General features: G+C 38.3%; 22 protein-coding genes. 11 read left to right on the top strand and 11 right to left on the bottom strand.

Going from position 1 to position 19,527, the window contains the following annotated elements; all coding sequences use genetic code 11:
• Positions 1–276 precede the first annotated feature (276 nt).
• Complete coding sequence (locus DW642_RS10355) at positions 277–612, bottom strand: DUF3784 domain-containing protein (RefSeq protein WP_055267398.1); 336 nt, start codon at positions 610–612, stop codon at positions 277–279.
• 66 nt (positions 613–678) lie between these two features.
• Positions 679–1,191: a GrpB family protein gene (locus tag DW642_RS10360; protein ID WP_117510125.1), complete on the bottom strand. Its 513-nt coding sequence runs from the start codon at positions 1,189–1,191 to the stop codon at positions 679–681.
• 312 nt (positions 1,192–1,503) lie between these two features.
• Between DW642_RS10360 and DW642_RS10365 the strand changes: the two genes are divergently transcribed.
• A complete protein-coding gene (locus DW642_RS10365) occupies positions 1,504–1,740 on the top strand; it encodes a DUF6061 family protein (protein WP_002578301.1) in 237 nt (78 codons plus the stop codon).
• A 133-nt stretch (positions 1,741–1,873) separates the two neighbouring features.
• Here DW642_RS10365 and DW642_RS10370 read toward each other — a convergent pair whose 3' ends face one another.
• The 6 genes from DW642_RS10370 to DW642_RS10400 all read right to left on the bottom strand — a co-directional run bounded on the left by DW642_RS10370 (position 1,874) and on the right by DW642_RS10400 (position 7,224).
• Positions 1,874–3,193 carry an MATE family efflux transporter gene (locus DW642_RS10370; protein WP_109214827.1) on the bottom strand — a complete coding sequence of 440 codons (1,320 nt, stop codon included), beginning with the start codon at positions 3,191–3,193 and terminating at the stop codon, positions 1,874–1,876.
• Entirely contained in the window at positions 3,183–3,641 is a 459-nt protein-coding gene (locus tag DW642_RS10375) for a MarR family transcriptional regulator (RefSeq protein WP_108817235.1), read from the bottom strand. The genes DW642_RS10370 and DW642_RS10375 overlap by 11 nt, the downstream gene beginning before the upstream one ends.
• 155 nt (positions 3,642–3,796) lie before the next feature.
• Positions 3,797–4,501, bottom strand: a complete 705-nt coding sequence (locus tag DW642_RS10380; protein ID WP_021369328.1) for a DUF6040 family protein — start codon at positions 4,499–4,501, stop codon at positions 3,797–3,799.
• Positions 4,485–6,206: a MobA/MobL family protein gene (locus DW642_RS10385; RefSeq protein ID WP_109214826.1), complete on the bottom strand. Its 1,722-nt coding sequence runs from the start codon at positions 6,204–6,206 to the stop codon at positions 4,485–4,487. Before DW642_RS10385 ends, DW642_RS10380 begins: the two co-directional genes overlap by 17 nt.
• 328 nt (positions 6,207–6,534) lie before the next feature.
• A complete protein-coding gene (locus DW642_RS10395; protein ID WP_002578306.1) occupies positions 6,535–6,849 on the bottom strand; it encodes a DUF3847 domain-containing protein in 315 nt (104 codons plus the stop codon).
• 144 nt (positions 6,850–6,993) lie between these two features.
• Complete coding sequence (locus DW642_RS10400) at positions 6,994–7,224, bottom strand: helix-turn-helix domain-containing protein (RefSeq protein WP_002578307.1); 231 nt, start codon at positions 7,222–7,224, stop codon at positions 6,994–6,996.
• 175 nt (positions 7,225–7,399) lie between these two features.
• Between DW642_RS10400 and DW642_RS10405 the strand changes: the two genes are divergently transcribed.
• Positions 7,400–8,029 carry a helix-turn-helix domain-containing protein gene (locus tag DW642_RS10405; RefSeq protein ID WP_009243739.1) on the top strand — a complete coding sequence of 210 codons (630 nt, stop codon included), beginning with the start codon at positions 7,400–7,402 and terminating at the stop codon, positions 8,027–8,029.
• 160 nt (positions 8,030–8,189) lie between these two features.
• Positions 8,190–9,485, top strand: coding sequence for a tyrosine-type recombinase/integrase (locus tag DW642_RS10410; protein WP_009321335.1), 1,296 nt, complete (start codon positions 8,190–8,192; stop codon positions 9,483–9,485).
• 168 nt (positions 9,486–9,653) lie between these two features.
• Here the strand turns inward: DW642_RS10410 and DW642_RS10415 are convergent, their stop codons facing one another.
• The 3 genes from DW642_RS10415 to DW642_RS10425 all read right to left on the bottom strand — a co-directional run bounded on the left by DW642_RS10415 (position 9,654) and on the right by DW642_RS10425 (position 12,445).
• Positions 9,654–10,256, bottom strand: coding sequence for a Type 1 glutamine amidotransferase-like domain-containing protein (locus DW642_RS10415; RefSeq protein ID WP_055267400.1), 603 nt, complete (start codon positions 10,254–10,256; stop codon positions 9,654–9,656).
• A gap of 177 nt (positions 10,257–10,433) precedes the next feature.
• Positions 10,434–11,729 (bottom strand): tyrosine-type recombinase/integrase, encoded by a 1,296-nt coding sequence (locus tag DW642_RS10420; RefSeq protein ID WP_005608354.1) that lies wholly within the window; start codon positions 11,727–11,729, stop codon positions 10,434–10,436.
• An 86-nt stretch (positions 11,730–11,815) separates the two neighbouring features.
• Positions 11,816–12,445, bottom strand: coding sequence for a helix-turn-helix domain-containing protein (locus DW642_RS10425; protein WP_005608353.1), 630 nt, complete (start codon positions 12,443–12,445; stop codon positions 11,816–11,818).
• A 171-nt stretch (positions 12,446–12,616) separates the two neighbouring features.
• Between DW642_RS10425 and DW642_RS10430 the strand changes: the two genes are divergently transcribed.
• From DW642_RS10430 to DW642_RS10470, 8 genes are all read left to right on the top strand, one after another.
• Positions 12,617–12,847, top strand: coding sequence for a helix-turn-helix domain-containing protein (locus tag DW642_RS10430; protein WP_004843519.1), 231 nt, complete (start codon positions 12,617–12,619; stop codon positions 12,845–12,847).
• A gap of 140 nt (positions 12,848–12,987) precedes the next feature.
• A complete protein-coding gene (locus tag DW642_RS10435; RefSeq protein ID WP_005608351.1) occupies positions 12,988–13,302 on the top strand; it encodes a hypothetical protein in 315 nt (104 codons plus the stop codon).
• A gap of 328 nt (positions 13,303–13,630) precedes the next feature.
• Positions 13,631–15,352: a MobA/MobL family protein gene (locus tag DW642_RS10445; RefSeq protein WP_040893156.1), complete on the top strand. Its 1,722-nt coding sequence runs from the start codon at positions 13,631–13,633 to the stop codon at positions 15,350–15,352.
• On the top strand, positions 15,291–16,025 hold the full coding sequence (locus DW642_RS10450) for a DUF6040 family protein (protein WP_005608347.1): 735 nt from the start codon (positions 15,291–15,293) through the stop codon (positions 16,023–16,025). The genes DW642_RS10445 and DW642_RS10450 overlap by 62 nt, the downstream gene beginning before the upstream one ends.
• A 63-nt stretch (positions 16,026–16,088) precedes the next feature.
• Positions 16,089–16,433 (top strand): broad-spectrum bacteriocin mediterrocin MdcF, encoded by a 345-nt coding sequence (gene mdcF / locus DW642_RS10455; protein ID WP_008402210.1) that lies wholly within the window; start codon positions 16,089–16,091, stop codon positions 16,431–16,433.
• Between the two features lie 67 nt (positions 16,434–16,500).
• Positions 16,501–16,950: a hypothetical protein gene (locus DW642_RS10460; RefSeq protein ID WP_004843525.1), complete on the top strand. Its 450-nt coding sequence runs from the start codon at positions 16,501–16,503 to the stop codon at positions 16,948–16,950.
• Complete coding sequence (locus DW642_RS10465) at positions 16,951–18,891, top strand: DUF1430 domain-containing protein (protein WP_005608344.1); 1,941 nt, start codon at positions 16,951–16,953, stop codon at positions 18,889–18,891.
• Positions 18,888–19,496: an ATP-binding cassette domain-containing protein gene (locus tag DW642_RS10470; protein ID WP_005608342.1), complete on the top strand. Its 609-nt coding sequence runs from the start codon at positions 18,888–18,890 to the stop codon at positions 19,494–19,496. Before DW642_RS10465 ends, DW642_RS10470 begins: the two co-directional genes overlap by 4 nt.
• Positions 19,497–19,527: the final 31 nt, after the last annotated feature.

Consider the following 19,527-nt stretch of genomic DNA (forward strand, 5'->3'; position numbering starts at 1 on the left):
GTGCAGTTGACATTGACAATATGTATGAATTTGCTTCTTCACACTGCAATGATTTCAAGGATCTCCGCGATGATGAGGACATTGTTATCAATCGGGAGTGGATCCTTAACAAACTTGCCGAAGCAGAAAACGAATAGTATATTTGGTGGCTACACCCCCAAGCCCCTGTAGAATCAATAACGCCGGTACTGGATATCAAAATCCCGCACCGGCGTTATTAATTGTAATTCTTTTTTCTACTCAAATAAACAGCTTATCTGCCCTACAAACTTGAATTTACTTTAATAAATATTTTTCAAACGCTTTATGATTATCAAAGTGGACTTCTCTAAAAAACAGAACTAACCAAATAATATAGGTTGGTATAGCTATATATGGGGTTAAAAAGCAGGATAATAATGCTCCTGCCAACATTATAATAGCCCACATAAAGCACTGATTTCTTATATCACGAGAGATATAAGCTTTATCATACAATGCCTGTTCTTCTTTAGAAAATGAATTAAATCCCGAAACAAATTTTGTTGCTTTTTCCTTAAAAATCGCAAATAACACACCTATAATCAGAAATGGTATTACCAAAATTATACACGACCAAAATCCTATATTCATAATACATACCTCCGCTTCAAATTCCGATTTTTCGTTCTCTACGACTTCCCAATAAACGGGAATTTGTCATATCCCTATTTCTGAGTAGATTTTTTCGACAAACGGTGACTTATGCTCGATATACTTCTCAATATCAAATGGATAGAGTGCAGCGCCTTCTTCTTTAATTCTACTGTATTCACGCACAGCTTCCGGATGAGAACGCAAATATTCACGGAAAGCAATATGCCTTTTCAGTTCCTCAGAATCTCGCGGGCATACATATAGATGATGCTTCCGCAAATGGGTTTTGCCTTCATATTTAAATGCTTCCCGTCCGGCAATACCAAGGTTTCCTTCATGGTGATAGTCGATTCTTTCTAAGGCAGAGATTACAGCGTCAAGCATGGAGTAATCTTTAATGACGACATCAATATCAATAATCGGTTTCGCTGATAAACCATGCACTGAAGTGCTGCCAACATGTTCTATCACAAGAGCCAGTTGATCAAGAGCTTCCTGGATTTCACTCTTGATTTCACAAAAATCCCGTGTCCAGTGTTCATCATAAGGTAGCACAACAACATGCTTTGTAATCATTCTCTTTACCTCCCCAAATTTCGATTGAGATTTCACCTGTTTTAAGAAATTTAATAACTGTTATATTTTATTATTAAATTCTTCGCAACCCCTTGAAAACACTGGATTTGTCGCAGGTGAGCTTTCCCTTATTATTTCCCTTGTGTTATATCGTCCCATCAGTGTTTATGCACTCTGATAAGGGCAAATACAAGGGCAAGAAAAATCTATAAGACAGTATAACACAAAATAAAAGTGACATGGTGAACTGATTGAAATGCTTCTTAATTTTTGCTACTACTGATTGATTAAATGATAAGGAGATGGGATACGATGAGAACAATATTTGCAGAATACAATCCACAGTGCAACAGCATTGATGTATATACTAATACGGGCTATATACTCCGTATTGATTGTTGGGAAGCAGAAAAAAATTTAAGAACCACACCTGGATCTGATTGTGCTTTGACATCGCTTGCAATCGATGAGCCATTAGAATATGCAAGGTTATATCTTGATGGGAATTTACAGATGTGGGTAGATGCTGAAGATTCATTAGAGTTATGATTATTCCAATCAAAATCTACTAGAATTTATTAAAAATTAGCTTCATAATTTTAAAAGGACAGCCCTATTGCTATGAGGCTGTCCTTAAAAATACAATAGATAAACCTAGATTATTCTTGCTACTATCTGATTGTTAAATTTTCTGTATTCCATATTGCAAATCTCCCTTTTCGCAATATTTTATTAGTATGAATGCCAGAATCGCTGAAAAAACACGTGCCAATACCGTACTCCACCATATCATAATCTGTCCACCAAATAAAGGTGGTAAAACAAGCATAAATATCAGCATCAATACTGGTTCAATGAATGTAAGAATGTATGACAATCCACTTTTTTCAGTAGCATAAAATCCAGCTGTCGCTATTCTGGTAATCGCAACAAATGGTAATGACACTAAAAATATAGGTACAATTTTAGAAATCTCAATACTTACTTCATAAGAAGCTCCGAAAACCCCTCCAATATTTGCTCTGTTTACATACATGATAATTCCACCACAAACAGCAAGAATTATTGCAAAAATGTATGCCATTCTCTGAACTCCTCTCAGGCTTTCTTGATCCTTCTCACCATAAAAACGGCTCATTAAAGGTTGACTTCCATCACCTACGCCCTGCAATATGAGATATATGATACAGATAATATAGGATACACATGCATAAGTTGCAATAGCTTTTTCTCCCCCATAAGAAGCGGAGAATCGGTTTATAAACACCAATGAAATATTAGGAGTCAATGCTAGCCCAAATGGTGCAAGACCTACTCTGAATATAGCGCCACACATTTCTTTTACATTTTTTAAGGATACATACACATAAAACTTTTTATTATATAATGCGTATATGATTGCAATTGCTGCAGTCACACCCTGTCCGGCTATTGTAGCTGTGGCTGCACCTTTCATGCCCATTTCATATATCCATACAAAGATAAAATCCAGAACAATATTGGTTATGAATCCACCAACCATCGCAAACATTGACCAGAAAGAGTTTCCATAATTTCTAATGAATGGCATCATTCCAGTTCCAAGAATCTGCAATATTGCTCCAAGTGCTATAATTTTGATATAATCTGTCGCATTTGTTAATATAATTCCATCTGCTCCAAGCAATCCTAAAATTTTAGACGAAAAGGAGTAAATAATTATGGTACTGATAACACTTACTATTACAAGAAGCCACCAGCTTGTAGCAATAAATTCTTCTGCCCGTTTTCCTTTCTTTTCTGCTGCATTAATTGAGTAATAAACAGCTCCTCCCATACCAATTCCTGTTCCAAGAGCCTGAATCAAAGCCACAATCGGATATGCAATATTAATAGCCGAAAGTCCAGCATCTCCTATGGTATTGCCTACAAAATATCCATCCACTATCGCATATATTCCTGATAATGCAAATGCTATAATAGATGGAATAACATATTTAAAAAATAATGATTTATGATTCATTTTTCTTACAATCTCCTTCCTTGAAAAGTCTGATAAACAGCTCTGTATTATCATTAAGACTTTCTATATTCTCTAATCCCATTTTTTCGATTACATATATTTCTTTTGAGTGCAGTTTTTCTATGATATCTTTCGTATATTCCATTCCTGATTCTGTGAGGCATATCAGCTTATTTCTCTTGTCTGAATCATCAGATACCATATTGATGTATCCTTTTTTCTGAAAATCTTTTAGTATCGTATTTACCGTTTGCTTAGGTATATTCCATTTTTCACTTATCATTTTCTGCGTGCATCTTCCATTACTTTCATAAAATGAATACAAAGCAAAAACTCCATTTGAAGACAGTCCCTGATCCTTTGACCATTCCTCATACATTGCCGTACATTCTTTCCATAAAGCATAATATCGTTGCAACTGTATTATCATATTATTATCTTTTCTCATCTTTTTCCTCCTTAAATTAGTACGAATCCGGACTTTTGTATTATAGTCCGAGTTCGTACTAATTGTCAAGATTTATTTATATACTTTTTCTTTATATAAACAATCAATAGTCCCTTACTAAGGACAGGAAGATTATGAAATTTCCCTGTCCTCTTTTAATAATATCCTCGTTCTTCCATCCAGTCTTTCACATAACATCTGATTCCAATATAAATAATATGCGACAGTAATAGCAATACAATAAGATTTATCGGATTAGCGTTTTTAATCCATTCTCCAAAGTAAATTACAACAGCTGTACTCGTTATCGCTACCACGATACTGATGATATCCCAACAATATTTCCGGTAGATTTTTCCTACCTGATAACCAATCCCGATTATCAGCCACCCGGTTATTACGAATAAAATTGCCATGACAGTACCGGCAATCAGCCAGTACACAATCCCGGAAAGAATACTGTTAGGTATTCCACTGCTTAACTGTCCGAAAGAGTCTGCACCTGTCACAAACTCCCGAAATAAACTTCCCATTCCTTTTCCTAACGCACCGAAAAAGACGATACAGTCGTTAAGGAAAACCGGCGAAAGAATCGCAGTAAACAGTGTTGTTGTTATGCTGTACCATGCCAGTAGAAACAAGATACTTTCATAACCAATCGTCATATTTTTATATTTCTTTTCTAACTGGCTTTTACGGCTATCGCATTTTTCTTTTGCTTTCCGGTAAGCAGTACGGTCACATTTTTCACATTTCTCATAAGGCACTTTTTTCTCAACAGCTACCTCTACCGTCTTTTGGTGTGTCTGTGCATAAAGTTTTTCCTGCTCTGCTTTTTCATACTTAAATTTCCATGCCACGGCTTCTGCGTCGGCTCTTTTCCTGCTGTCTGTCTCGCTGGTCAATCGTTCCTCTGTTTGCCTTAATCTTGTCCGCAATGCTTCGATATTCTCGGCTCTGTTTTCGCTGTTCAATTTCTCGTTCAAGGTCAGCGATTCGCTTAGCTGCCTGTTTAGTTCCTGGATTGTCTGGTCTTTCTGATCCAGTTCGTCCTGCATCTGTTCGGTCATCAGCAGAAGTTCTTCCACCTGCCCGACGTTCTCTAAGTTTCTGCATTCGCTCATCGATCTCCCTCGCTTTCTCTATCTGCTGTTTAAGGTCAGCAATTCGCTGTTCTGTTTCTGCAATAAGCTGTTCTCGTTGTTCAGCTTCTGCGTTAATTCCTGCCATTGCTGATTCTCGTTTTCCAACTGTTCGATTCTGGTTTTCTGTTGCTCGATCTGTGAGAGCAGTTCTTCTGTATCTGGCAAAAGATTTAGCAGCCTGGATAATTCGCTGTTTAAGCTTTTTAAACTCTGGTTCTGCTCCTGAAAAGACAGGAGCTGCCTGTCCCGTTCCTGCAATTCCTGTACCATCTCTGCCATAAGATTCTGCTGTTCCTCGATCTGGTTTATCATTGTCTCCATCATGGGAATGACTTCCCGGCTTTCTTCTAATGTCACGCAATCGCTCCTTCCATTGTGTTAATGCACTGGATACTTTTCCAAAAGAAATCTGTATTTTATCCAGCAGTGCATTTTGTCTTTTTATGATCTGGTTTTCCTCTACTTTCCATGAAGTAGAGGATGTCTGTCCGTTTTGAAATTTCTCGTCAATTTTTCTGGCATCTGCGCCCTCATGGATCGTCGGTATCTCTAATTTTCCCTGCCTTGCATAAGAACGATGGTCAATGTGATTTTCCGTTTTCAAATGTGCATTACAGACGTTTGCCCATTCGCTCCGCCATAGCTCACAATTTTTCGGATTGTTCCACCCGGTAGCATCGGTTAATACACGTTTCCACTGTTTGCGGTTCCTTGTCCCGACTTTCTGGACTCCATTTTCATCAAGTACGGGGATTCGGATTCCATGACGGTCAGGGTTCTTTTTATCCTGCCACCAGTCCGGATGGGATTCATCCACCACAATATTTCCATTTTCATCTCTGACAAACTCCCAATCCTTGATTTCTTTGTTACCCCATGAGTGGTCTGAATTGAATGGTCGCAACGTCACCAATAAATGCACATGGGGATTACCATCTCCTTTATCGTGGATACTCCAATCCGCACACATTCCCTTATCTACAAAGGTCTTTTGAATATATTCAGTTGTATAATCAATCTGTTCCTGTCGGCTCCATTCTTTCGGAAGTGAGAACTCAAATGACCTGCCGAGTTGTGCATCTGAACTTTTTTCTATCCTCAAGACTTCATTCCATAAACGCTGCTTCTGAAAAGTAAGTTTGAATTTTTCCAGTGCAGCATTTTGGTTATCTGCCCTTTTATATCGGACAGATTTCTGGAACCGTCTGATATTTTCAGCAGGTACATTCTGCCATTCCTGTGGTGCATTTTCACACATCAGCAGGCTGGTATAAACGACTTCTTTTTTTGAAGTATAGTAGCTGATCCTGCCTGTTTCTTCATTTTTCATCACATCGCCATTGAGATAAGCAGACGCCGATATGATGGATTTTCCTTTGCTGCGTCCAACAATCTTTACTGTATAATGAAAAATCGCCATGCTCCGTTTCCCCCATTCTGCCGTATCCGGCTTTGATTTCCGGCAGGTAACGTTTTTCCTAAAAGAAAATGGTATCTGCCGGAGCACCCTCTGCGTAAGAGTGCCCTGTGCATAACAGCCTGCATGGAATGTGCCCCTCTGGCGAAGAGTGCCTCCTGCGGCATGAGCAGGTCTGGCTGAAAGCCCCGCCGACGGAACGAGCCCGGCAAGCGTAAGCGCAGACCGGTTGCCACCTGTGGCAAACTTATACGGACGACCTCTGGTTGTCCATAAGTGCGCCCTTCATAAAAAAGCAATGAAGGGAATGGAAACTCCACTCCCTCCGGCATTACACTTCCTCCGTATTTGCAACTGGCTCTTTCTGCATTGCCTTTGAGAAGAATTTCCCATTTGCTTCCTGCCTTTTTAAGAAGCCGATCAGCTTTGGGATATCATCTTCCTCAATCGCAGAACCCAGTACCGATTCCACTGCACCGCCAATCTGGCAGAGCCTGTGTGTCCGTTTTTTGGTTTCCACATCTTTCTGACGTTTCTTCAGTTCCCGTTTCTGTGCTGCATACTGTTTTGCTTTCTCAAGGCTTTCCTGTTCTTTCTTTTCCAACTGGAGCATACGCTCCTCATAACTCTTTGTTGATCTTGCCATAAATATCATCGTCCTTTCTTTTTTTCCAAACATAAGTTTCCTGTTGTCTGTCAGACGAAGTACATGGTATAATCTGCTTGCGTGTAGGTATATCATGACTCCGGTCTGATAGAACCTTTGGCGGTTTCTTCGGGAACCGCTTTTTTAAGTTGAACCGTTTCTTGTGACTGCTTTCACATTTCCCTTATCCCTCAAGTCCCTGCCCTCGTTGGCTTCCATAAAAAGTTCCAGCATATCCGTTTTGATCAGGACTTTTCTCCCAACCTTCAATACCGGAAGTTTCTTCCACTCTACCAACTTTCGCAGGGTGTTCCTGCCAATTCCCGTATAATCAGCAGCTTCCTCAATAGATAAGGCAATCTTTCTTTGCGTCATATGACCACCTCCTTTCGAATTGCATTATGCAATTTCATTTGTGCTGTCAGTATAGCGTGTTTATATTGCTTTGTCAAGCATTATGAAATTTTTCTGCTTTTCTTAAAATTGCATATTGCAATATATTTTGTTGCGTGGTATAGTAATGACATACCGAAAAAGGAGGCACATCAGCATGAAAGATAAAGAACTACGCAAGCTGATTGGCAGCAGGGCAAAACAGCGCCGTCTGGAATTAAATCTGACACAGCCTTATGTCGCAGAGAAGATGGGAGTTACCGCTTCCACAATCCTGCGTTATGAGAATGGTTCGATTGACAATACCAAAAAGATGGTACTGGAAGGTCTTTCGGAAGCACTTCATGTATCGATTGAATGGCTCAAAGGGGAAACCGATGAATATGAAACTGATATTACGGATAAGAAAGAATTGCAGATTCGTGATGCGATGGGCGACATTCTCAAACAGTTTCCTCTTGACCTCAATAAAACAGAAGACGCTTTTTCTAAAGACTTACTGCTGTTAATGTTAAAGCAATATGAACTGTTTCTGGATTCGTTTCAGTTCGCCTGTAAAAATTACAAAGGCAGTACCAAAGATGCGGACATTGCCAAAGTAATGGGATTTGAATCGAAAGATGAATATAATGAGATTATGTTTCTCAGGGAGATCACACATACTGTCAACGCATTTAATGATATGGCAGATGTTGTAAGGCTCTATTCAAAGAAACCGGAAGCGGCAGAACAAAGGCTTGCAAATCTTTTATCCGAAGTTATGTATGACGATTCTGAATCGGTATAGTAAGATAATCGGAGTTATGATACAATGAGCGCAAGCGAGTCAAGCTGTTTACAGATTTGACGAGCGGCGAATTGGCTTATGGACTTGTCCATAAGATGCCTACACGCAAGAAGCATTTCAGCAGTTCCGATTGTCTGATATCGAAAGGAGACATACGATTATGGCAAAAGGATCTGTTAGAAAAAAAGGAAAAAAATGGTACTATCGTTTCTATGTAGAAGATGCAAGCGGTAAAATGGTTCAGAAAGAATACGCCGGAACCGAAAGTAAAAGTGAGACGGAAAAGCTTCTCCGCAAGGCACTGGAAGACTACGAAGATAAGAAGTTTGTTGCAAAGGCAGATAATCTTACCGTAGGGGAACTTCTGGATATGTGGGCAGAAGAAGAACTGAAAACTGGGACACTCAGCAACGGTACAGTGGAAAATTATCTTGGTGCAATCCGATGTATCAAAAAACACCCGATTGCAGACCGCAAACTGAAAACAGTTACTGCCGAACATTTACAGGCATTTCTTGATCTGCTTACATTCGGTGGTGAGTTTCCAGACGGGAAAGTAAAAAAGGGATACAGCAAAGATTATATCCATTCTTTTTCCGCAGTGTTACAGCAGTCATTCCGTTTTGCAGTATTTCCAAAACAGTTAATCAGTTTCAATCCGATGCAGTATATTAAGCTGAAAAAGCAGGCAGAGGAAGTTGACCTCTTTTCCGATGATGAAGTGGAAGAAGGTACACAGCCGATTTCACATGAGGATTATGAACGGCTTATCCAATATCTGGAAAAGAAAAATCCACCTGCTATTCTTCCGATTCAAATTGCGTATTATGCCGGGCTCCGTATCGGGGAAACCTGTGGTCTTACATGGCAGGACATTAACCTTGAGGAACAATGCCTGACCATAAAACGCAGTATCCGCTACGACGGCATGAAACACAAAAATATTATCGGACCAACGAAACGGAAAAAAGTAAGGATTGTTGATTTTGGAGATACGCTGACTGAAATACTGAAAGCTGCCAGAAAAGAACAGCTCAAAAACCGGATGCAGTATGGCGAATTATATCACCGCAATTACTACAAAGAAGTGCATGTGAAAAACAGGGTATATTATGAATACTATCATCTTGACGGAACACAGGAAGTCCCGACAGATTACAAAGAAATCTCCTTTGTCTGCCTGCGACCAGATGGCTCTTTGGAACTGCCGAGTACACTCAGCATTGTATGCAGATCAGTGGCAAAGAAGCTGGAAGGATTTGAAGATTTCCATTTTCACCAGTTGCGTCACACTTATACCAGCAATCTGCTTTCCAATGGAGCTGCACCGAAAGATGTACAGGAACTGTTAGGACACTCTGATGTCAGTACCACAATGAATATTTACGCTCACTCAACAAGAAAAGCAAAACGGGATTCCGCAAGACTTCTTGATAAAGTAGCGAGCAATGCTTAACTAAAAATTTCCCTTATTTCCCTTGCGGATTCCGCATAAGGGCAAAAATAAGGGAAAATACATATCATTTCACTATTTAATGGGCTGAAAAGCCTGTAAAATAAGGAAAGTTCAGGAAATCTCTCCACAAATTCCGATTTCTCAGTTTCAAAAACTGGAATTTTCAAATTAGTCTTTGCAAATAACCTTTGAACCTTCACCATCGATTACAATTCCCTGACGGTTGTTAATTGGGCATAGATTCAAATCCGAAAATTCAGTCATTATTTTCTCAGTAACTTTCTTAAATGGTGCTGTAAGATAATGCGGAAGAACATAGAAATCAATCAAATCAAGCCCTGCATCATCTTCTTGTGAGTAGTCCTCCGGCTTTTCATCCATTTGTTCAATATATTGGATAGTTGGAGCGCATATAATCGCACCCGCCGATTCACCAATCATCAGTTTTCCCTTTGCCAATTCCTTCTTCAATAGCTCATCCGTTCTCGTTTTACGGAGCTGATCCATAAGGAAGAAAGAATTTCCACCAGTAAAATAGATCACATCCGCATCTTCAAAAACGGACTGTATCGTTAAATAAGCCTCCGTTGAAATATCAATTTCCGTTACGGTTGCTCCCAGTTTATTGAATAGCTTTCGAGCCGAGCCGACATAACCGGTATAGCCTTCACGCAGCGAAGCTGTGGGAATAAATGCGACTTTCTTGTTATCAATTTCTTCTTTTATCAAACTTCCTACACTTGAAAAGTGCGAACATAAAAACAGTTTCATCCATATCCTCCTTAATAAATTCCGATTTTCTTAATTCTACAAACTAGAATTTATATAATTATTCCTCTAACTTTCCCCATTTTATAGGCTTTCCCGCCTGTCCATTAGTGAAATGATATGTAGTTTCCCTTATTTTTGCCCTTATGAGATAATCACAAGGGAAATAAGGGAAATTTTTTAGTCATTGCCCACCACTTTATCAAGAAGCCGAACTGATTTTCGTTTCGCATCTCTTGTGGAGTGAGCATAGACGTTCATTGTGGTACTGACATCTGAGTGTCCCAACAATTCCTGCACATCTTTTGGGGCAGCTCCATTTGCTAAAAGGTTGCTTGTATAGGTGTGACGTAACTGGTGGAAATGAAAGCCTTCAAATCCCTCTAATGTTTTTGCCACCTTTCTGCAAACAGTCCCCAAAGTAGTTGGAAGTTCCAAACAACCATCCGGTCTTAAACAGACGAAAGAAATTTCTTTATAATCTGTCGGGACTTCCTCTGTTCTGTCTAAACAATAATATTCGTAGTACACTCTGTTTTTCTCTTTGACCTCTTTGTAGTAGTTCGTGTGATAAAGTTCTCCGTACTGCATTCGATTTTTTAACTGCTCTTTCCGGGCATTACGGAAAATCTCTACCAGTGTATCTCCAAAATCAACAACCCTTACTTTTTTCCGCTTGGTTGGTCCGATGATATATTTGCGCTTTGAGCCATCATATCGGATGCTGCGTCTTATGGTAAGGCATTGTTCTTCCAGATTTACGTCCTGCCATGCCAAACCGCAGGCTTCTCCAATACGAAGCCCGGCATAATAGGCTATCTGGATTGGAAGTATTGCGGCTGGGTTCTTTTTTTGCAGATAAGCAAGCAATCTTTCATAATCTTCTCGTGAAATTGGTTGGACATTTCCGTCCATATCCTCATCGGAAAACAAATCCACTTCATCCGTCTGATACCGCAGTTTAATATACTGCATGGGATTGAACGTAATATACTGCTTTGGAAATACTGCAAAACGGAAGGACTGCTGCATGACTGCGGAAAAAGAATGGATATAATCTTTGCTGTAACCCTTTCTCTCTTTTCCGTCGGGATGAACTCCCCCGAAGGAAAGCAAATCGAAGAAGGATTGCAAATGTTCAGAGGTTACATTTTTCAGTTTCCGTTCTGCCAATGGGTGTTTCTTGATATTTCGGATTGTTCCGAGGTAATTCTCCACCGTACCATTGCTGAGCGTACCTGTTTTTAATTCCTCCTCTGCCCACACATCCAAAAGCTGTCCGACTGTGAGATTTTCCGCTTTGGCAACAAATTTCTTTTTCTCATAATCATCCATTGCCTGACGGAGCAGCTTTTCAGTTTCACTTTTGCTTTCTGTTCCAACGCATTCTTTCTGAACAAGATTGCCGCTTGCGTCCTCTACATAGAAGCGGTAGTACCATTTCTTTCCTTTTTTTCTTACAGATCCTTTTGCCATAATCGTATGTCTCCTTTCGATATTAGACAATCGGAACTGATGAAATGCTTCGTGCGTGTAAGTATATCATAACTCCGGTTGTCTTACTATACCGATTCGGAATCTTCGTATAAGACTTCTGATAAAAGATTTGCAAGCCTTTGTTCTGCTGTTTTTGGTTTCTTGGAATAGAGCCTTACAACGTCTGCCATCTCATTAAAAGCATTGATGGTGTGAGTGATTTCCCTTAAGAACATAATCTCATTATATTCATCATTCGATTCAAACCCTATTGTTTTGGCAATATCCGTCTGACCAGCATTCCCCTTGAAGTTTTTGCAGGCGAACTGGAAGGAATCCAAAAACAGACCATATTGTTTTAACATCAGCAGTAATAAATCTTTTGAAAAAGCATCTTCTTCTTTGGTAAGGGCAAGCGGTAACTGTTCCAGAATATCTCCCATCGCATCACGAATCTGTAACTCTCTCTTATCCGTAATGTCGGTTTCATATTCATCTGTTTCCCCTTTGAGCCATTCCACAGATACATGGAGTGCTTCCGAAAGACCTTCCAGCACCATTTTTTTCGTATTGTCAATCGAACCATTCTCATAACGCAGGATTGTAGAAGCGGTAACACCCATCTTTTCTGCGACATAAGGCTGTGTCAGATTCAATTCCAGACGGCGCTGTTTTACTCTGCTGCCTATCAGCTTGCGTAGTTCTTTATCTTTCATGCTGACTGCCTCCTTTTTCGGTATGTATGAATTATAGCATTGTTTTTCTGTAATTGCAATATGCAACTTAAAAATTATTTTTAATATTTCGTAACGCTTGACAAAAAGATATGAAAAGGATATACTTACATCACAAGAATTGCATAATGCAATTTATAAGGAGGTGATTATATGACGCAAAGAAAAATTGCATTATCCATCGAAGAAGCTGCTGACTATACGGGAATCGGCAGAAACACCTTAAGACAGCTTGTAGAATGGAAGAAACTTCCAGTATTAAAGGTTGGTCGCAAAGTCCTGATTAAAACCGATATTCTGGAAATGTTTATGGAAGCGAATGAAGGTCGTGATTTGAGGGATAGAGGAAATGTAAAAGCCGTAACAAGAACTGCGGCAAATTAAAAAGGCGGCTTCCAAAGAAACCGCCAAAGGTTCTATCAGACCGAAGCCATGATATACCTACACGCAAGAAGATTATACCATGTGCTTCTTCTGATACGCAACCGAGAACTTATGTTTGTAAAAGAAAGGGGAATGTAATCATGGCAAAATCAACAAAAAGTTATGAAGAACGAATGCTTGAAATGGAAAAGAAGGAACAGGAAAGCCTTGAAAAAGCAAAACGATATGCAGCACAGAAGAAAGAACTTCTGAAACGAAAGAAAGCCGAAGAAAGTAAAAAACGAACCCATAGGCTCTGTCAGGTTGGCGGTGCGGTGGAATCCGTTCTCGGTGCGCCTATCGAGGAAGAGGACATCCCAAAGCTGATTGGTTTTCTGAAAAAGCAGGAAGCCAATGGGAAATTTTTTTCAAAGGCAATGCAGAAAGAAACACATACCGATATGGAGGAAGTGTAATGGCGGGGGGGGATGAGTTTTTCATTCCCTTCATTGCTTTTTCATGAAGGGCGCACTTATGGACAACCAGAGGTCGTCCCAATAAGTTTGCCACAAGTGGCAACCGGTCTTCGCTCACGCTTGCCGGGCTCGTTCCGTCGGCGGGGCTTTCAGCCAGACCTGCTCATGCCGCAGGAGGCACTCTTCGCCAGAGGGGCGCATTCCATGCAGGCTGCTATGCGCAGGGCACTCTTACGCAGAGGGCGTTCCGGCAATACTGCTTTTTCTAAAACTGAAAGCAATGTTGCCGGAAATCTATGCCGGATGTGCAGAAAGGGGGAATCCAGACATGGCGATTTTTCATTACACAATCAAAATAGTCGGACGAAGTAAAGGGAAATCTGTTATCTCCGCTTCCGCATATCTCAATGGGGATGTGATGAAAAACGAGGAAACCGGGCGAATCAGTTATTACACTTCTAAAAAAGAAGTGGTCTACACCAGTCTGATGATGTGCGAAAACGCACCTCCTGAATGGCAGATAGTACCAGAAGAAAATATAAAACGCTTTCAAAAATCTGTCCGATACAAAAGGTCAGAAGATAAAGAAGCTGCTTTAGAAAAATTTAAAATCACATTTCAGAAACAACGGTTATGGAATGAGGTATTGAAGATTGAAAAAAGTGCAGATGCCCAACTTGGCAGGTCATTTGAATTTGCCCTCCCCAAAGAATGGAGCAGACAGGAACAGATTCAATATACAGCCGACTATATCAAAAAAACATTTGTGGATAAGGGAATGTGTGCTGATTGGAGTATCCACGACAAAGGGGATGGCAATCCTCATGTCCATCTGCTTCTGACAATGCGCCCTTTTAACCCGGATCATTCTTGGGGGAAGAAAGAAGTCAAAGATTGGGATTTTGTCAGAGATAAAAGCGGAAATATCGTGATTGATGAATCCCATCCGAACTGGTGGCAGGATAAGAAAAACCCTGACCGTCATGGAATCCGTATCCCTGTATTAGATGAAAACGGAATCCAGAAGATTGGTGCAAGAAACCGCCTGCAATGGAAACGGGTACTGACCGATGCTACGGGATGGAACAATCCAAAAAACTGTGAACTGTGGCGGAGCGAGTGGGCAAAGGTGTGTAATGAACATCTGCCTTTGCATAATCAGGTCGATCACCGTTCTTACGAAAAGCAGGGAAAACTCCAGATTCCTACCATCCATGAAGGTGCTGACGCAAGAAAGATTGAACAAAAGTTTCTTGCCGGGCAGGAAATAAAAGGTTCGTGGAAAGTAGCGGAAAATCAAATCATAAAACAACAAAACACGTTATTGCAAAAGATACTGGACACCTTTGGGAAAGTATCAGGTGCATTATCATTATGGAAGGAGCGATTAAATGACATTAGAAGAAAGCCGGGAAATTATACCCTTAATGGAGTCCATGATTGGGCAAATCGAAGAACAGCAGACCTTAATGGCAGAAATGCTTCTGGAAATGCAGAACCGGGACACCCAACTCTCTCTTATGCAGGAACAGAATCAGAAATTGCAAAAATTAAACAGCGAGTTATCCGAGCTGCTCAACATTTTGCCAAATACCGAGGAACTACTTTCCAAGATGGAAGAACAGAAAACGAAGATAGAACTTTTGGAAAACGAAAATCAGCAATGGCAGATATTGGCACAGAAGCTGAACAGCGAAAACAGTTTATTACTGAAACAGAACACCGAATTGCTGAACTGGAACAGCAGGTAGAGAAAGGACGTGATATAGATGAACGAATCCAGAGAATTAAAGAACGCCGAACAGTTGGAAGAACTTCTGCTCTTGACCGAGGAGATACAAGAAGAGTTGGAACAGAAAGACCAGCTTATCGTGGAACTGAAGACGCAGCTCAACGAATCTCTGACCTTGAACGAGAAATTAAACAAAGAGAACAGAGCCGGGAATATTCAAGCATTAAAGAACGACTTGAAGCTGGCAGACAGAGCATTGCGGAGCGAGAAAGAGAAGCTGCGAAGCGCAAACGTCACGATAGAGGAATGTCAAGATAAAATACGATGCTTAACACAACAACGGGATTATGCCCGGACACATCAGAAAATCGTAGAGATACCGGTAGAAAAGCCGGTACTCTATAAAAAATGCGAAGCCTGTGACCGGACAGCCTATCAGAATGCAAAAGCAAGATACGAAACACAAAAAGAGCAACTTGCAGGACAATATAAAGCAAAAACGGTAATGTTCCAAACAACCTTGTTCCTTCTTGCATGGTATTCGCTGACAACCACTCTTTTTCAGGCAGTACAGTCAGATGTGTTCCTTTCCGATTGCAAATCATTCTTCCATGATGCAGCATCATTCATACAAACTTTTATCGGTTGGACGATTGATGCCGGGCAATCTGTGGCACAAATCAGCACAAAAATTCCAAATGAGATTATAGCCGGAATCATATATTGGTTATTGATGATATTGGTTGTTGGAATATGTGTGGCAGGGACAGGGATACTGGCAATACTGATAGAAATAAAGGTTATAGAATTATATAAGAAAAACTGTTGGGATGTTATTACCCTACTGATGATACTGACAAGTGCGGCTGTCATCATTTATTTTGGAGAAGTAATTAAAAAAGCATTATCAATAAATCTGTTGTTCTTTTGGTTAATTTTACAAGGAATATATCTTACAATTCGACGCTATATAAGTCAAGATACTGATTGACTTGATACAAAATATTTGATAAAACATAAATAGAAATACAGCAGATCAAAGGAGGTAAAACTTATGAGAGCAAAGAAAGTGATTGTAGGGGTAGCTATTAGTGCAATGTTAATTTCTTCATCAATTCCAGTAATGGCATTTTCTGTTACAAACGGGAATAAGACATTTGATAAAAAGTGGGAATTGAGCACTACATCTGATGACGGAAAAGGTGTTTTGACTTATGGTTATAATACTCTTGCTATTAATGAAGATTATGCACACGCATATCATTCAACTAAAGATCATTACGCATATGTCAAGAATGGAAATGGTTCTTTTTCGGGTTCAAATGTTGGTAAAGGTAATTGGTCTAAAATTGAGGTTGCTCATAAAGGAAATAGTATTACCTACGGTAATAGCTACTAAACAAAGGTTCGGGATAATGGCTGAGTAGTTGGAATTCCAACCACTCTTTTTTGTGGAGTGTATATAAATGAAGAAAAAAATAAAATATATAGGAATTGTTTTGGTTATTTTGTTCTGTTGCTATAATTTATTTTGGTACTTCGGGAGTTATAAACCATATAACGAATTTCAGAAAGACTTCCCTGAAATAGAAGAATCTGGAGTAAAAATTTACACAGATAAAGATGGATTCCAGTATAGTGTGTCTGTCCCTGATTATTTGCTTTGGAATGGAAATCTTGCGATAGCTGAGTCAGATGTTCGATATGCACTAATTATTTGGATAAAACCATTTCACCAAGGAATAAGTCAAGGCGTGCTATTTAATGACTATAAGGATTTGAATACTCAAATTATGTTGTCAAGTAGCAAAAAAGCTGAAGATCAAGAAGATCAATGGATTGTTGATGAAAATAGCACAATATTGACTACGATATTTGAAAAAGCAAATAAAGTATGGAATCTGGGGTTGAAATAAATGAAAGCAATTAAAAACTTATGTTTGTTTTGTTTCCTGATTTTTGGAATACTTATGCAATCTGAAATATTTCAAGATCAGCTTTGGAACTTTTCTACAGCATATTTTACGTCATCACGCTATGAAGTTGCTAGTGAAGATATGTCGCAGTTTCTGAAAGATGTATCAGAAACTGCAACGGAGAATGATGTACATATTTTTTCTCAGTACAATGAAATCAATAATAAATACCTTTCAACACTTCATATTTATGGCGATGATAAAGTAATCAGACAAACATTAAAAAATACTGCAAACATAGAAGAATCAGAATATACCGCTTTAGTTTCCGGAATTACGAAAGTAAAATTTCATAATCTCTCAGAATTGCAAAGTACCTCTGTGGGTTATGAAAACTTTATCTCATACATAGGAAATGAGGACAATATTATCTCTGCATATCAGAAATTATCAGAAAAATATAGCTTAACTTATCCAGAATATTGGAATTCTACGGAAAAGGACATGATTTTTATTATATGGGGTATGATTATTGCATTGATGATTGTTCTAAATGTAATTGAAGTGGTTAGGCGAAAAAAAGAGGTTGTTGTACGAGTTTCCTTAGGAGAAAGTGCTGGTTTCATAGCATTTAAGGCTGCTTTATTCGATGTAACTTTTGACATTGCATTATTTATTGTTGCAAAAATATTGCTGTCAAATTATATATCGGGAGCATATGAGAATAGACTCGTCACAATTTTATATTCCATTGGAATTATTCTTTCCACTATTCCATATTGTTCTTTTTGCTTTTTTGATATTAGAAAGGCATTCGCAAATGCAACACACAAAAGAGGAGTGGATTTTTTAATTTATTCGTTAAAATTTATAGCAGGGGTAGCCGCTGTTTTTACAATTACCACTAATATTAGTAGTATTCATAATAACCTATTTACAAATGAACATTTGTTAGAAGAATATTATGATGCAAATTATTTTACCGTAAAGACTACTGATTTTAATGCTGAAAAAGAAGAAGCTTTTTGGAATAAACTATACAAGAATGAATATAACACATTAAAGCCTGTAATATGCTTGAATATTTTAAATGATAAAAATGATGTGATATATGTAAATAATCATGCAAAAGATATGTTACAAGGTTTTACGAAGCAGATAAATGCAGTAGAGAATGAATCTTCTGATTTGATTATTTTCATTCCAAAGAATAGATATTTTGCTAAAAACAAGCAATTAGCCTATGACTCCTTGAGCCATGTTTTAAATCATGATAATTTACAACAATTAAATATTCAGTACATAGAGTATAGCGAAACAGAATACTTTTCCTATTTAGATACAAGTAGAATAAATGGTATCGAAAAAAGCAAAAATCCGATAATTATTTATCAGGCAAACAAAGATTTAGCAGTCAATGGTGGGTATCTTGAAAGCTATAAAGCAGGAGCAGTTTTATTTCAATGTGATGAAAAACAGCTAAGAAATATCAGCAAAAAGTATGAAGATATGCTTGGAAATTATCAGCTAGTAATTACAAACGTACATGAACAGTATTTATATAATCACACATTTTTAATAAAACTCGTGGGATTTTTAAGTTCTCTTTGTACGATTGTATTGCTTTTAAATATTATGATTATTGTTACAGTAAGTAGACTAGAGTTCCGAGAAAATGCAATGAAAATTTCCTTGATGAAAATCTTTGGATATAGTTTATTTGAACGGCACAAAACACTTCTTAAAATGATTGTAGTGGAAAATTTTGTGATATTAGTAGGTATGCTTATCTATTCTTTATTATCGGTACAGACTGAAGTAGGAATTAGCATTCTTGTTAGTTCATTTATGGCACTAATAGAATTTACAATTATTTTCTTTAATATCACAATTGTTGAAAAAACAAACATACCGAAATCATTAAAAGGAGGTTGCTTATGATAACAATTGAAAATCTATGCAAAGCATATAATGATAAAATTTTGTTCAAAAATTTTCATTTGGAAATTCCAGATAGCCGTTTTTTGGTAATTAGTGGCGAAAGTGGATGCGGAAAAAGTACTTTACTTAATATGATTGGAGGTATTGAAACTCCTGACAAAGGTTCTATTATTGTGAATGGTTTTGATGTGGCAAAAAAAGGAAAAAAGCAGAAATATTTCAAAGAAGTTGTTGGATTTTTATTTCAAAATTTTGCCCTTTTGGAAAACAAAACAGTAAAAGAAAATCTAGAAATAATAAAAAAATCAGGTAGAACGGATATTTCAATAAATGAAGCTCTTGAAAAAGTTGGTTTACAGAAAGTAATTAACAAAAAAGTCTATCAATTATCTGGTGGCGAACAGCAGAGAGTTGCGTTAGCTCGTTTAATGCTAAAGAAATGTTCGATTGTATTAGCAGACGAACCAACTGGTTCCTTAGACAAAAAAAATAGTGAGATTGTTATGAATATATTGCATGAGTTAAGTGAACAGGGAAAAACAGTTATTGTTGTAACTCATAGTGAAGAAATTGTAGCACAAGAAAAGCATGTTCTATATTTATAATTACCCATAATAGAAGAATATGTTCTTTCGG

Source organism: Blautia sp. AM23-13AC (assembly GCF_003435675.1).
GTDB lineage: Bacteria > Bacillota > Clostridia > Lachnospirales > Lachnospiraceae > Fusicatenibacter > Fusicatenibacter saccharivorans.

What these genes read in the sequence shown, in the direction of transcription:
- mdcF (WP_008402210.1), top strand. Translation starts at nt 16,089, where the DNA reads ATGAGAGCAAAGAAAGTGATTGTAGGGGTAGCTATTAGTGCAATGTTA.
- DW642_RS10405 (WP_009243739.1), top strand. Translation starts at nt 7,400, where the DNA reads ATGAAAGATAAAGAACTACGCAAGCTGATTGGCAGCAGGGCAAAACAG.
- DW642_RS10420 (WP_005608354.1), bottom strand. Translation starts at nt 11,729, where the DNA reads ATGGCAAAAGGATCTGTAAGAAAAAAAGGAAAGAAATGGTACTACCGC.
- DW642_RS10360 (WP_117510125.1), bottom strand. Translation starts at nt 1,191, where the DNA reads ATGATTACAAAGCATGTTGTTGTGCTACCTTATGATGAACACTGGACA.
- DW642_RS10465 (WP_005608344.1), top strand. Translation starts at nt 16,951, where the DNA reads ATGAAAGCAATTAAAAACTTATGTTTGTTTTGTTTCCTGATTTTTGGA.
- DW642_RS10460 (WP_004843525.1), top strand. Translation starts at nt 16,501, where the DNA reads ATGAAGAAAAAAATAAAATATATAGGAATTGTTTTGGTTATTTTGTTC.
- DW642_RS10445 (WP_040893156.1), top strand. Translation starts at nt 13,631, where the DNA reads ATGGCGATTTTTCATTACACAATCAAAATAGTCGGACGAAGTAAAGGG.
- DW642_RS10355 (WP_055267398.1), bottom strand. Translation starts at nt 612, where the DNA reads ATGAATATAGGATTTTGGTCGTGTATAATTTTGGTAATACCATTTCTG.
- DW642_RS10415 (WP_055267400.1), bottom strand. Translation starts at nt 10,256, where the DNA reads ATGAAACTGTTTTTATGTTCGCACTTTTCAAGTGTAGGAAGTTTGATA.
- DW642_RS10395 (WP_002578306.1), bottom strand. Translation starts at nt 6,849, where the DNA reads ATGGCAAGATCAACAAAGAGTTATGAGGAGCGTATGCTCCAGTTGGAA.
- DW642_RS10435 (WP_005608351.1), top strand. Translation starts at nt 12,988, where the DNA reads ATGGCAAAATCAACAAAAAGTTATGAAGAACGAATGCTTGAAATGGAA.
- DW642_RS10410 (WP_009321335.1), top strand. Translation starts at nt 8,190, where the DNA reads ATGGCAAAAGGATCTGTTAGAAAAAAAGGAAAAAAATGGTACTATCGT.
- DW642_RS10370 (WP_109214827.1), bottom strand. Translation starts at nt 3,193, where the DNA reads ATGAATCATAAATCATTATTTTTTAAATATGTTATTCCATCTATTATA.
- DW642_RS10400 (WP_002578307.1), bottom strand. Translation starts at nt 7,224, where the DNA reads ATGACGCAAAGAAAGATTGCCTTATCTATTGAGGAAGCTGCTGATTAT.
- DW642_RS10425 (WP_005608353.1), bottom strand. Translation starts at nt 12,445, where the DNA reads ATGAAAGATAAAGAACTACGCAAGCTGATAGGCAGCAGAGTAAAACAG.
- DW642_RS10385 (WP_109214826.1), bottom strand. Translation starts at nt 6,206, where the DNA reads ATGGCGATTTTTCATTATACAGTAAAGATTGTTGGACGCAGCAAAGGA.
- DW642_RS10430 (WP_004843519.1), top strand. Translation starts at nt 12,617, where the DNA reads ATGACGCAAAGAAAAATTGCATTATCCATCGAAGAAGCTGCTGACTAT.
- DW642_RS10375 (WP_108817235.1), bottom strand. Translation starts at nt 3,641, where the DNA reads ATGAGAAAAGATAATAATATGATAATACAGTTGCAACGATATTATGCT.
- DW642_RS10470 (WP_005608342.1), top strand. Translation starts at nt 18,888, where the DNA reads ATGATAACAATTGAAAATCTATGCAAAGCATATAATGATAAAATTTTG.
- DW642_RS10365 (WP_002578301.1), top strand. Translation starts at nt 1,504, where the DNA reads ATGAGAACAATATTTGCAGAATACAATCCACAGTGCAACAGCATTGAT.